Raw genomic sequence first — 14,750 nt, forward strand, 5'->3', positions numbered from 1 at the left:
AGTATTATTTAAAGTATTGAAAACTAGCTGGTGTCATTGCATTACCTAGTTGGGTGATAGGATTAGAGAATAGGACATCATAATTCTTCTCAATTACTGAAGAATCGAATGGTGTTTCTAAATCTAAGCCAGCCTTAGAGTTCAATAGTATACCGAATAAAGCTTGAGCTGGTTTCTCTTTTAGTATATCACTAGTTAATACTTTCTGTATTCTAGTAAAGAACTTAGAGAACATCAAGAAGCCTCTCTCTTCTAAAGCCTTTCTAGCTGGAGACATAGGTATATCGTAGTTAATGAAGCTATCTATAATCCTATTATATATCTCGTCTTTAGGCAGACCTTGTCTCTCTAACTCTTTTTTAAGAGCATACCTAGCTACGAAGTCAGATGCACTTAGTATCTTAGCTAGAGTCTGATACATTGTAGTCTCTTTAGTTATAAACATAGTCTCTAATGCTGTTCTTACAGGATAAGGTAACTTAGCCTTAATAGCATTTATCTTCTCGTCTATAGCATCTTTACTATCCTCCATAGATATATCCTCTACGATCGAAGTAAATAGACCTTTCTGAATCATCTCTTTAATAGGAGAGTCATTAAGCCTTCGCTTGATATTCTCTATCTCTGCTTTATTCACTCGTTTACCAGACTTTTCTAAAGTCTGAAGCTCTTTTAATCTATAGACATTCTTTCTATATTCTTCTAGTAGGTTTACTCCCTCGACATGATCATCCCACATCTGTTTAGGATTACCGCCTTGCATTAGTATAAGGTTGAAGTTACTAATAATGTTAGAAGTGATTGTCTTAGTATTCTTAGCCACTACATTACTCTTAGCTATCTTAGTTGCCTTTTTAACTAGTGTATCTGCCATTAGGGCTATTCGTTTTAATTGTCCAGAAGAGAGTGAAGAGAATGCTTTAGTCTTCTTAATATCTATATCTCTAAAGCCGAATACCCAGTTAAGCATATCTGCTCTAATCATTATAGGTCTATCAGCAAACTTTTCTTCTAGCTTATCTAAGAAAGGTTTAGGTAATAGTCTATAGATCTCTTGTATTCTCTCATCTTTAGAATGTTTAGATAGTTCTACGAATGGTATCTTGAATGGATTGACTTCAGAAGCATGATCTATATAATAGTTATATAGACTTGTAGCTACCTCTTCATTATGCTTAATAGTAGCAATTTTATCTTGAGTTGTAGAAGCATACTGGGCTAGAGATTTAAAGATATTAGTATCCATACCTACTATCTCACTCTTGACACCTTTATTCATAGTATATCTAAACTGATCGAAATGTCCTGTAGCATCTAGTGTAGGAACTAATGAAGGTTGATCACTAAGTACTCGTTGAGTTCTCTTAAACATTGCATCAGCGTTAGCTCTATGTTTTTGTTCTACAGCTTTTAGAGTAGCTAAGAATTGCTCATTACTTACTCCATTACCACTAGTTATATCTTGTACATAAAGATCATTCAAGGTATGACCTCTAGATTGTAAAGATGTAAGCTTAACAGCAGCCTTATTCCACTTAGGTGCATTACTTACCCATTCATTTACATAGAATGCTCTAGGAGCAGAGAATGTATCTGCATCGTCTTTAGTAGTAATATTGGCTACTAGTTTATACCCTTCTGTCTTTAACCTATCGGCTTCATCTACTCTTGCTATAACTACATCAGTATCTGCATTATATACCTCAGATCTATAGCCTTTAATAATATTAAACTCTGATCCATTAAATAACTTCTTACGAGCTATCTCATTTTGAGTTTCTAAGAATGAGAATAATCCTTGCATAGCAGATTTCTCATTAGCTATCTTATCTATAACTAACTCTTTAGACTTCTTAGGCAATCTATCTATAGCTTTCAGAGATACTAATTCATCTATTAGATCTACTATTAATGAATTAGAAGAAGTGATAGCCTTAGATGAACCGAGCATCTTAGCTATATTCTCTGCATTAAGGAGTTGTCCATCTTGATCAGCTTGATTAGTTGCCATATAAGTAGCTAGACCACTAGCTTGAGCTTCAATGAAGTTATAATACTCTTCAGGCTTAACTTTAGATAGAGCTTCATATCCTTTAGCTATATCCATAATCTCTTGCTTGATCTTAGCTTGTCTATCTTTTATTTTATCCTTATCTTTTAAGTATTTAGATACTTCATCTAATGAATATTTCTTAACAAGATAACCCATATCAGTATCTAACAAGGCAACACCTAAGTTTTTAGCTTCTATGTCATCTAAAGGTTTAGAGAATAAGTTAGCTAAAGTTTTCTCAGTTACTGTTTTAGTGGCTAAGGCATCAGCATCAATTCTATTCGCAGTATAGATATATCCCTCTATTGTCCTACCTAGTTTATCTGTTTTAGTAAAGTCTTGCCATAGAGTATGTAACCAGCCGCCATATCTAGCTACTTGTATTTTGTGCATAAAACTTTGTAATACTTCTCGCTTTTCAGGGTGAATAGCAGCTTCTACTTGTAGTTTTACCATATTCGTTAAAGAATCTAGGTAAGACTTAGGATACTCATTTACTTTAATTGTCATATTATTTTTCTTAGCCCAGTCTATAAAGGCATTAAAACTAGCCTTGATTTTATCGTTAGCTTTCTCAAATGCTGCATCGTAAAAGGCTCTTACCATAGTCATCTGCTTAGCTCTAGCTTGGACTACTCTAGCATTAGCGTTAGCTAGTTTTAAATCTAAAGCTAATAAGGCATCGTATAAGTTACCAGATTTAGCTCCCTTGAATGTCTTATTGAAGGCATAAGAAATAAAGTCTTGTACTACTTCGACCATTCTTTCGAATAAGTTAGTAGCCTTAGACTCTTTACGCCTATGCTCGTAAGGTATGCTCTTTAGTTTTTCTACCAGAGTTCTATCAGTTATACCCATAACCATAAACTCATTCAAGCTATTCAAGTAAGCTTCACTACTAGAGCTAGTTGTAAAGTGCTTATACATTTTCTTAGCTATCTTCATATCTTCATTAGCATCTCCAGTAGATACTTTAGGCAAAAAGTCTTCTACTTCTAAATACTTGATCGCTTGAGAATGTATTTCTTTTAGATATTGTCCTTCTCTAGAGTTAAGCCCTGCTGTCCTAAGACCATATTCTAAACTAGCGTGGAGTACTTCGTGAGTATAAGTTTCTTCTAGGCTCATACCAGACCTAGTTGGAGTTGAAGCTCTTACTATTTTAGATACCCTTGCATAAGGATCGAATGAGCCTTCATGCAACTTGCCCTTAGCTTCTTCTATTCTGACTTTTAAATCTTTCAGCGATTCTTTAGAGGCATTGATCACTTGTTTAAAGACATCTTGTAATTGCTTACTATGATTTTCATCGTATAAGCCATCTAGCTTATCTATAGATCTCATTTCAGTTTGTTTAGATAGGAGTGTCTCTGGATTGCCATCATAGGTAAACTCCTCAGTAAGAGTGCTATCTGCATTTTCACTAGAGTTATTAGGAGAATGAAGAGATTTATCTATAACCTGACTATCTAGAATGCTTCTAATCTGACCTTGTACGATATCTAAAGAGACATCCTCTGAATGCTCTAAGTAATGAAGCACTTGTTTTAGTACAGGACTTGCTAACTTGACTTCATTGATATAATCATTGAATGCTGTAAATCTATCTGCTACTCCACTAGCACTTCTTTCTCCTGATTGCTTTTTAGACTCTTCAGTGAGAATAGAATTAACCTTATTCACTGTTTCTTGAAGTACAGGCATAGGTATATTACCAGATCTAATGTATTCTCCAACTAGGGTAGCTTCTAATTTATTGAATGCTTCAGCTTCTTCTTTAAATCTAGAGTTGTTAGGGATATTACTAGGTATGCCTAGTTCTCTAAGCTTACTAATCTCTTTCAAGAATTGTTTAGTTTCTTCTTTAGATGTAGCCATACCACTATATAGATCAGTAAATATCCTTTCAGCATACTCTGTTCTATCCTTCTCTTCGAAATCTAAAGGAGTTTGAGATTTAATTAATTCATGCTTTAACTCTTTTAGATCTTCTATTAAATCTCTCTGGCTATCTTTCTTAAGCTTGGCTATTACACTATCGATTATATCTACTCCTTTAGTTTTAGTCATAGCTGGAGTGATAAGTAATCGCTTTAATTCTTTAGGATCGTTAAGAGTACCTGTAAGAGTATATTCACTGCCTTCGATACCATTCTGTAAGTTGTCATAGACTACTGAAGCGTGCTTTAGTATAGTTCTATTAACTTCACTAGATATAACGAAGTCATTGAAGGTTAAGTCATTCTTCTCCATATCAATGGTAGTTGCTACATTTTTTATCTGTGAGGCTAGTTCTCTAACTAAGTTACGATTTTCAAGATCTACAGAGGCATTCTCGTTATAAATCTTATTAACTTCTTGAGCTTTCTTAGCAGATACGACTAAAGCATCATGTACTGGTATTACATGTATACCAGATTTATCTATCACTACAATAACTATACCTACATGAGTTCCGTCTACACCGTGTATTATCAGTACGTTAGATGCAGCACCTACATCAGTAAACATAGAATACTTACCATTTATAGTCTTAGCTATCCACTTAAACTTACTATCAGCCATTTCAGTCTTAAGTCTTTGCATAGTAACTTGTCTCTTATAGTTATCGTTAGTCTTATCTACTTTATCGAAGATAGAAGACTTAGCATTGCCTACAGAGTCATCAGCTAAGTAAGACGTATAAGGTAGAGGATGTTTCTTAAGTACTTCTTTCTCTATAGCCTCTTCTTCTGCTATAGTTAGAGTATCTGTATTTAATTCTTCTTTTCTTATAGTTTTAGCAGCCTCAATCTGGGTAGCTACATCATTAATCCTTGCATTAACTCCTTGATTTATGGCTTCATTCATCTGACGTACGAATGGATATGTAGCTTCTAGAGTTGCTATAGCAGGCTCATTGAGTACTGAGAAGTATAGTGCATCTAATAGTTGTCCTACAGTATACTTCTTCTTGCTAGTAGTACCATCCGAGTCTGTAACGTCATCTAACCATATCTCTTTAGCTAGGATACCTTGATCAGAATTAAGGTACTCCTCCATAGGTTTCTTTACTTTTTCAATATCTAAGTTACTCTTATCTAGATTTACTATATTAGCTAATATCTCATACGCTTGCTTACCAGCAGGATCGTTTCTTTTAGCATAAGCGTAAGCTAGTTTAGGTAGCCCTTCAGTAAAATACCTAGATAGGTTAAGTATAGAAGCTTTTTCTCCAGCACCATAGCTAAAGACTTGAGATATAGGTTTAGCTGCTTTTCTAGCTTTAGAAGATACTTTACCCTCTTCTAGCTCGAATGTATGAGATACCTCTTGAGAGACTTTACCTGATAGGTTTTCTATTAATCTAGATAGAGTAGCACTCGATTTCTTACTTGGATTTAGTCTTAAAAACTTATGAGCGTTATTTATAGCTTCACTAGTATTAGCTTTACCAGCTTCTAGGTATTCACCTATATTCTTAGCAAACCTTTGGTACAAGTCAAGAAAACCTTTATCGTATTTGTCATTGATCCTTTCACTAGTATTAGTACCATAACTAACTCCACCAGCTGCTAGATTATCTACATAGTCAGGAGATAACATATACTGATTTAGTTTTAATATAAGACCATTGTTTATACCATCAATCTCTGTAGTTATTGTAGTCTCGAATGAGTCCTTACCACTATTTCTAGCATTCACTAGATCTCGTATAGCTAAGGCAGCTTGGATAGCATGAGATACTTCTTCTATCTCAATAGTCTTACCAGCTATCTTATGTTCTTTACCATCGCTTATAAGAGCTTTTATAAACTTCAAGTAGTCTTTAGGATCACTCTCAGCGAACTTCTCTACGATAGCTTTACCAAAATCTATTGAAGACTTAGTAGCTTTTTTATCAGTCTTAAATCCGAAGGCTTGAGCTATAGATATATAGAATGCTGGAGTAGTAACTTCACCATTCTTGATCTCGTAAGTGTCTTTAGAATCTACTGGAGTTACTAGAAACCTATGGAACTTAGTCGCTTGAGGGTTTATATTAGTACTTCTCATAAAGAATCTATTATTCTTACTCATAAACGAGTCAAAATATATAGGAGCTGTACTATCTTCTGAATTAATGTAATTCTTCATAGATTCAATTGATTGCTCAATCTCTCTATTCTTACCCTTTACAGAGTCTAAATCTGAAGGAAGAATATATTTAGGGCTATTAGGATCAGTAGTAGTCTCATCTAGTTCTACATAACCCATACCTTTCTTTAAAGCTTTTACATAGCTTTCATCATTCATAATCTCTGTTATAGCTTCTCTATCTATAGGCATATATGGAGTAGTTTTAATTACATTAAGAGCTTTCTTATGTATAGTAGATATTTTAGTATTGCCCTTACCTTTTATAAAGGTATATGGACTATCATCTACTTCAGGTTTTTCGGTTAGATAAGAGGATACTTCAGCTTCGCTATCTTTTAAAGTAAGTGAGAGATTATTCATCTTCTTATATAGATCAGTATCTCCATCTAGTTTTAAGAACTTACGATAATTTACATTACCTAAGCCATAGAAATTAACTTTAGTACCATTATTAGAATCTATCTCTATAGAAGTTTCTTTAACTAAGTCATTCTTGATCAAGGCTCTAACAGCATATAGACCTAGTTCTTGCTCTATTAGAGATACCTCTTCTGAACTAGTAGTCTCTTTATTTACATTAAAGCCTATATCTTTTAGGACTTTTCTACCTATAGCAGGTAACGCTGTAGAAGCGAAGGTGTGTGTCATAGCTGTCTTTATAAACTGATCGTTTATAGCCTCTTCAGAAAAGCCCATCTTAGATATGGTATCTAGTGTATCCATATAGTCAGCAGTGTAATTCATAGGACCTGTTATAAGCCACTCTAAGCCACGATACATCAAACTAGCTCTTACTCTATTGTCATTGAGCAATAAGCTTGCAGGAGCTTTCTTATCGCCATTCTTACTATCAGGTAAGACTGAGACTAGATTACCTTTCTCGTCTGTAAGTCCTACTCCTTTTAATAGTGTCATATCTAATTGAGTATAAACTGATGCTCCTAAGAAGTCTCTAATATTATTAACTGCTGTCTTAGGATCTTTTACTAAGATACCGTTAGCTTTCTCACTTGGTTTAAAGTGAAAATTAAGCTGTGTAACTTTAAGTTTATGCTCTTCAGGCATACTAGTCTCTTGATCTAAGAGAGTATCCATAATAGGTTTAGAATCTACCTCGATAGGTTCTAAAGGTTTAGGCTCAGGTTTTTTAGGACTTGTATTCTCGGCAGGTTTAGAAGCTGGAGCGGTATCTAAAGTAGTATTAGTACTAGGTTTAGGGACTTGTTCAGGCTTCGATTCTGCCTTAGGTTTAGGCTCTTGTACTTTTTCTTGTATAGGCTCTGGTTTACCTTCTTGCTTAGGCTCTACTCGCTTAGATGTCGGTTTAACCTCTGGCTTAGGAGTAGGTTTAGGCTCTACTTTAGGCTGAGTATTCTCTACCTTAGTTTCTGGCTTAGGTTTAACAGTTTCTTTCTTAGAAACATCTTGTTTAGATTTAGTCTTGTAAGCTACTAGACTACTGATAGTATCTATTGTATCTATCTCGTTTCTAAGCTCAGCTAGTTGCTTAGTTAGAATATTATTAGCTTTCTCATTAGGTCGCTTAATCCATGTATGGTAGCCTTCGTGCTTGTCATCTTCACGATCTATAGCACCCTTGATCACTTCTACTGGAGTATCAGCTGAAGCTTGTTTAGGTATTCTAAAAGTATATACTGATCCATCATTGATCGGATACTTACTAGCATACTCGTATAGTTTAGCCTTATTCTCTTGAGACTTCTTAAAACTAGAGATATTCTCACTCATTTTAGATAGGTCTTCTTTAGAAGTTCTAGAAGACATAGCCTTAGCTAGATAGTTAGTAAGTGAAGGTCTTTCTTTACCATATTTATCTGTAAAACCTTCTATGAATATATCTTTAGATATATCATGATAACCTTCTTTACCATTAGCTAGATTGTCTTTAATACTAGTAGCTAAGCTAGTAACTGCTTTATACTCTTCTGGTGAGAAAGCATTAGGTGAGTTCTGGATATCGTTGTAAGCACTCATTAAAGTATTATAGTTATTCTCTATCTCTTTAGCTCTTGAACTATTGTTATTAGGGCTATGAAGTTCTTGTCCTTTTAACATACTTTCAATTATCTCTGGCTGTTGCATTCTAAGAGCAGCTAAAGTACTCTCTAGTGGAGTCATACTTTCTATTACATTATAGTCAGGATTTTCTTTTTTACGAGCGAAGTGTTCTTGGATAATCGGACCTATGTTTTTAACAGTATTCTGAACTTCTTTAGGTAGCTTAGAGAAGTTTTCAGTCTGACCTATATAAGATAAAGCTCCACCTATCTCACCCATAAACTCTTTAGTTGTAGGAGTCTCTGACGGAGTACTAGCCCTAGATATAATATCTAAAGCTTTACCTAGCTCTTGATTATCTATAGGCTCACTAGAAGCGTTAGCAAGATCAGTATTGACTTCTTTATCATTAGTTCTAGTGTAGATATCTTTAGCTTTAGTATAGATACTCTTACCTGTATTGAGAGCAGTAGCTGGGATATGAGTACTAGCTCCGATAGATCCACCTACTAATCCTCCAGCTATAGCTGCATCTCTAGCTTGTTCTTCTTTCTCAACTGCTGTTAGATCAGGTCTAGCACTTAGTTCTAGTTTAGTTTGTAGATACTCTATAGGGGCTTCACCTACTGCACCTACTGCAGCTCTACCACCTAGATAGCCAGCAGTTTTAGCTCCTTGTTTAGCTATGCCACCTAAGGCATATTTTAGTACTTCTTTAGCTGTTAGGTCTTTAGCTTCTTCAGAAGCTGTCTTAGAGAATGTAGGCATCATCTTAGAGATAATGCCACCTTCACTAGGAGTAAAACCATTCTTAGCTATTCTAAGCATATCTTCTTCAGGTAATGACTTAGTTAGATAACCAGCTACTTCTTTTAGATCAGCATTATAAAGACCTTTAGGTATAGACTTACTCATACCTTTTAGTAAAGCTGAGGCTTCTATGTAGTTTAGACCTGTATAGGCTAAAGCAGCAGGAGCTTGCTCTAGGATACCATCTATGCCTACCTTATCTTTATAGACATCTTTATCACTTAAGCCTTGCATTCTAGCTAAAGCTTCTCTCTTATCTATATCCATATTAGTAGCTTTAGTTAGAGCATTAATACCAGCTACTCCTAGTTGGATACCTTTACCTAAACCACCTGTAGCTATAGTAGTGAGTACTTCAGGGTGAGTTAAAGACTCAGTAGCCATACCGCCTATAGTTTTAGCCATATCCCATACTGAGTAGTTATCTCTATCCCATTGTCGTCTTAGACTCTCAACTGTATTAAGACTTTGAGCATTGATGTCTTTACTAGCCTTAAGAGCCTTATTACCCATATAGTTCAAGCCATCAGTTACTCCTGACATTAGTAAGCCATCATCTGCTTGAGCTTTCTTCCAGTTCTTATTCCAACGTTGAGCTAAACTAAGACCATCATCTTGGGTATGAGTAGGCAATACTCCATCTAACATATATCCAGCAGTATCTACTACATCACCTAGACCTTTTACTGCTCCACCGATACCTTTTAGAGCATCTCCACCCCATTCTAGAGCTTGAGATTTAATAGTACCCATAGTTGTAAAGTCATGGGCATCATCAGTAGGTACATAATCTTCAGTGAATACTCCTGCCGCATTCTCTAGTCGATTAACTCCTAATTGTCTTGTAAACTGATTAGCTAGTTCTCGTCTAGTAGTATTGAGTTTAGCCCTATCTTTATCTAGCTCTGCATCTATTATATCTTGTTGCATTAGACTAAGTTGTCTTCGTTGCTCAAACTCATCAGCTCTCTGTCCATTTTCTATAGCTCTCTGTAGTCCGTGTAGCTGTTTATTTATACTCATGCCTCTAGCTAATAGACCTTCAGAAGTTAATCCTGTTAGATCTGGAGTGGCATAAGGATTACGAGCATTTAAGGTCATATTTCGCTTAAAGTTAGCATACTGCTCTCTCCTAGCTTGCTCTGCTGTAACGTTAGCTAACGTCTCGTCAGCTAGGTCTAAACCTATCTGATAATCGTCTGGCTCTAGTTCTGCTAACTTATTTGTAAAGGCTTGTTGAGCTTTAAACTTCTTGTCTGCTAAACCCATATTCTCTCCTTTATGGTAATATTTTTTAAGGTAATAGTATTATTATATCTAACTAAAAGAATAATATTGAAAAGGTAAATTATTTACAAGGACATCCTTTTCGAATACAATAAAATTAAGTTTAAATTTAAGAATATACTTTTACAATACTGAATTAAAGTATATTTAATTATGCTTACACCTAGTATTTAATATTAAAGGCTACTATGACTTGGTCTGAATGGTTAGAGAAACATAAAGTATTATTAAATCAGCATCCAGCAGACTATGAGCGAGAGTTCGTCCTAAGAGTGTTATCTAAAGTTAGTTCTATAACGCCTGATATGGTTGTTCCACAATTTAATTTCAAAGATCATAATGGTAAAAATAGATATATAGATTTTATGGTTGTAGTAGGTAAAGATACTTACTTAGCTATCGAACTAGATGGTAAAGCTAAGTTTGACAACTACAACATATTCGACGACACAATGATGCGACAAAACGATCTTATTAAGCAGTTTAATCACTTACTTAGATTTACAAATAATCAGATGTTAAATGAAACAAACTGGGTTATTGATAGTATTACAGAATATATAAAGGAGCTAAAAATACCAAAAATACTTGATCTAGAACTAACTGAAGAAAAACTTATCCAATTCGAAACCAATAAAGCGATAGAAGAAAACTTACAAAAAATTGAGAAAGAATTAAAAGAAGTAAAACAAGAAAATAATTCCATGTCTTTCGGCACTGCCGTCTTAATAGTAGCATTAGCTTTAATAGTTCTTATTCTTTTTTCTAGTATTGCTTTTAAACCTAATAAAACTATTGAAGTAGTAAAGGAGCAACCTAAGCCTACTTACATACAAGCAATTGATGCGAAAAATCATATTGGAGAGTATAAAGAAGTCTGTGGATTCATTGCAGATATAAAGCAGTTTTCTAAAGGGGTATACATTAATTTAGATGGTAAGTACCCTAATATACCTTTTACTATTGTAGTTTGGGAAAGAGATTTTAATTCAGAACTAGACAAGGCTTTAGATAAGATAATCCCTACAAGTAAGATTTGTATTCATGGAAAGATAGAAAGTTTTAAAGATAAACCTCAAATATCATTAACAGAAATAAGGCAGATAAGAAAATGGGATTAAAAGAACTCTTTATCAGTACGTTAGAAGATGTTACACATACTATGAAAGCATTTGAGAAACAAACTCAGATAGATTTAGAAAAGCTAAAACGACAAAATGTTTTAATTAAAAATAGTAGTCTTAAAAAAGCTCTTGAATATTCTAGAAAAACTTTATTGTTAGAGAGATTAGATAAACCTTCTACTGCAGAGAGTAAAAAGATATATCAAGATATAGAAACTTTTCAAGAACTAGTAAAAGCAGAAGAGATTAGTGGAGATTATTTTGAGATTGAATTAAATGAAGATAGTCCATTAAGCAATGAATATCTCTTATATTTTAAGATAAATTTAGCTACCTTAGTCGATAAAATTATAGAGAACAATAAACTTACTTCTAATTATAAACAAGCTTACGAAGAATATAAGTTTATGCAAAAGAAACTCTACACTAAAATAAAAAAAGGGCAATAATGAGTAAGATTGAAGATATTGTAGCTGATGCAGAAAAAAAAGCTAAAAAGAAGTTAGACGAGTATAGAACTAAACAAGAAGCAGAGCTTCAAGCTAAGCAAGTTCAAGCTGATTTAGATAAACGAATAGCTGATCGAGAGCTAGAACTAAGAAGAGAACAATATCTAAAGGATAAGTTCTCTAGTGATCCTGATAAGTATACGAAAGCTATGGTAGCTAATAGTATTAGTACTAAGTTTAATCTTGACAGTCTTATAGGTATCTCTAAAGTACTTTCAAGCGAGTCTTCCGTTGTATCCCATAACGAGTTACAGACGGAAGAAACTAGATTTACGACAGCCGTTTTGTTTCTAGCAGGCTTTGTACTTATAACTATTTTTGCAGTATATCTATCTAATAGTTATTAATTTCTAAGTAAATTAAACCAAGTAGAAGAAGATGGTCTGTTGGTAAGTGATCCTGCTAGACGAGCATCATTCTCTATAGCATTAGCTTTCTTTTCTCTCTTGACATATCTTTCCCAATTACGTTCTCTTTTATAATTAGCAAAATCTTCTATGAAAGTTCCCATACTTTCTTTGTCTGGAGTAGGTAAAGTAATTCCTAAAGACTTTCTTTTCTTACCGTTACTATCAGTATAACCTAATTCATAACTATTCGCATAAGTTAAACCAGTAGCTTGTTTAGGACCTTTATGCTGTTTAGATACAAACTGAGCAAGATCTTCAAGAAGGTACGCTATATCTTGATCTTTATCGCCGAATGCCTGAAACTCACCTTGCTTTAATGCTTTCATTGCATTAAACTCCTCAGGATTTTCTGCTACTTTTAGAACTGCTTGAAGCATTTTAGGATTACTGCGTAAATTAATCCCTTGCTTTCCAGTAGGCATGACTAAAGGTACATAAGCTAAAAAATCTCTAGAAATATTACCATTAGAGTCAGATAGAGTAGTTTGTTTTAGATTTTCGAAAACTTTAGGATCTGCTTCTTTAGCTTCATGCCAAAAGTTTTGTTGCATATCCATAAGAGCTTCATTAGAAGTAGAAGAGTTTCTTATTTCTTTAGCCAATCTTTCATACTTATTAATTTCTGGACTCCACCCAAATTGTTGGTTACCAAAATCATCTCTACCTTGTATAGCTTTTTTCATTTCTGTTTTAGAAAAAGGATCGTACACTTTATAGAAACCTACATTGTTTAATTGAGAATTGAAATGCTCTTTTTCTAAATACTTTGTATCTGCTAGCATCTTATCCATGTCTGTAAATATTGGATGTTTCTTTTTATACTCCTCGTAGAACTTTCCTTCTTCACTTTCTTTATCGTATGTAGCAGGTATCTTTAAAAAACTTCCAGCTCCATCAGGATATAGAGTATAAGCTTTATCCTGATTATACTCATCTGCCAGTGTTTCTCGTAAATACTTATTTTGAGCAGAATCTACACGATTATGAAGTACGTCATCCCTAAATTTAGAGTTAGTATTCATTATAGGGAGCATTGATTGAGCATAAGATTTTAAAACATCTTCTGGTAAAGCAAGAAACTCTTCTGGACTCAAGCTAGAAATATTCTTCAACTGTTGCTGAGATAAAGTTCTATCAGAGTATTTCTTTTCTGGACTAACTGGTTTACTTAAATCTGTTGGCTTTTTCCAGACATACTCAAAATCTAATGTATTAGGGTTTAGTTTTCTTTCATACTCATCTCCAGTAGATGGGTCAATGAATTTACCATCATTAGTTTGCTGTATATTAGGACGAGGAGAAGTAGAGTCACCAGCTCTCTGAGCCATCATAACCTTATCTCGTTCAGCATTGTACCAATCTCTATTAGCATTCTCTTTATCTATTCTAGCTTGAGCTTCTTTTTCAAGTAGTTCAGCTTGTCTAACCGCAGCAGGCTTACCGAATACATCATTAATCATTTTATACTCATTCTGTAGATTGTTAAATCCCCATTGAGCTTGATCGTTCTGTATTCTCTGGTGAGTGTTTCTTAGATTACCATATTGATTTTCTATGCCTTGTCCTATATTCTTTAAACGATTGTTTTCAAGAAGTAAAGGATTATTCTCTGCATCGAAATCTATCTCTTGTTGAGTCTTAGTATTCTGCTTATCTCTAAGAGTATTTAGTAACTCTTCACTCTTTACTTTTAGAGGATTAAGCTTCTCTTGTAGTTCGTTATCTAACGTTAGATTTCGATTCCTAAGACCAAAGTTCTCCACCTGTAAAGGGTGGAGTTCCTCTAGTCTTTTCTCTTGCTGATACCTATTCCAAGCTTCTTGCATTGCAGAGAATGTTCTGAAGTTATCACTCTTCATAGGAGAGTCGAAGTGAGGTATCGAGATATATTGTTGAGGATTATAGTATGACATATTATGCTCCGTAAGCTGCTGTTAATGCTGCTCTCTGACCTTTAAGCCTATTATATTCAGCTCTATCTCTTGCCATATTCTCTTTAAAGGCATCTCGTTGTAGTTGCATATTCTCCATCTGCTCTTTATAGAGTCTATTATTCTTACGCATATCTTGTAAACCTGAGTAGATACCATAAGCACCCATAGCTAAGCCACCTATGTTACCTAGCATTTCTCCATTAGTACCTCTAGTTACTGTAGATCCATCAGCTAATGTAGTAGTTGTACCACCACCATTCCACCAGTTACGGATACCATCCCAAGCATTAGTTAAAGCATTGCCACTATTATTAGGGATTGTTAAGTTTCTACCAGCTAATGTAGATGTATTGCTTGTATAAAATTGTTTAGGAGCATAACTCCCACCTAGTTGCATACCAGTACCATTAAATCCATTAGATTGAAGCCAATTAGGGATATAGGTAGACTGATTTAGTATACTATCTTCAATATACGCCATTTTT

Annotated in this window: 6 protein-coding genes; 3 read left to right on the plus strand and 3 right to left on the minus strand. The window is 34.4% G+C overall.

Annotated features, from left to right (window positions below; translation table 11 throughout):
• Positions 1–4: 4 nt before the first annotated feature.
• A complete protein-coding gene (locus tag B9N65_RS00910; RefSeq protein WP_087582425.1) occupies positions 5–10,270 on the minus strand; it encodes a hypothetical protein in 10,266 nt (3,421 codons plus the stop codon).
• 206 nt (positions 10,271–10,476) lie between these two features.
• Here B9N65_RS00910 and B9N65_RS00915 point away from each other — a divergent pair, with 206 nt between their 5' ends.
• The 3 genes from B9N65_RS00915 to B9N65_RS00925 are packed head-to-tail and all read left to right on the plus strand — an operon-like array spanning position 10,477 to position 12,268.
• Entirely contained in the window at positions 10,477–11,409 is a 933-nt protein-coding gene (locus tag B9N65_RS00915) for a DUF559 domain-containing protein (protein ID WP_087582426.1), read from the plus strand.
• Positions 11,400–11,861 carry a hypothetical protein gene (locus B9N65_RS00920; protein WP_087582427.1) on the plus strand — a complete coding sequence of 154 codons (462 nt, stop codon included), beginning with the start codon at positions 11,400–11,402 and terminating at the stop codon, positions 11,859–11,861. The genes B9N65_RS00915 and B9N65_RS00920 overlap by 10 nt, the downstream gene beginning before the upstream one ends.
• A complete protein-coding gene (locus B9N65_RS00925; protein ID WP_087582428.1) occupies positions 11,861–12,268 on the plus strand; it encodes a hypothetical protein in 408 nt (135 codons plus the stop codon). The genes B9N65_RS00920 and B9N65_RS00925 overlap by 1 nt, the downstream gene beginning before the upstream one ends.
• Here the strand turns inward: B9N65_RS00925 and B9N65_RS00930 are convergent.
• Together B9N65_RS00930 and B9N65_RS00935 are read right to left on the minus strand one after the other, a co-directional pair.
• A complete protein-coding gene (locus B9N65_RS00930) occupies positions 12,265–14,244 on the minus strand; it encodes a hypothetical protein (RefSeq protein WP_087582429.1) in 1,980 nt (659 codons plus the stop codon). The two genes, B9N65_RS00925 and B9N65_RS00930, sit on opposite strands and share 4 nt — an antisense overlap.
• A 1-nt stretch (position 14,245) precedes the next feature.
• Positions 14,246–14,746: a hypothetical protein gene (locus tag B9N65_RS00935; RefSeq protein ID WP_087582430.1), complete on the minus strand. Its 501-nt coding sequence runs from the start codon at positions 14,744–14,746 to the stop codon at positions 14,246–14,248.
• Between the last annotated feature and the right edge of the window lie 4 nt (positions 14,747–14,750).

Source organism: Campylobacter concisus, from assembly GCF_002165815.1.
Taxonomy (GTDB): Bacteria; Campylobacterota; Campylobacteria; order Campylobacterales; family Campylobacteraceae; genus Campylobacter_A; species Campylobacter_A concisus_BH.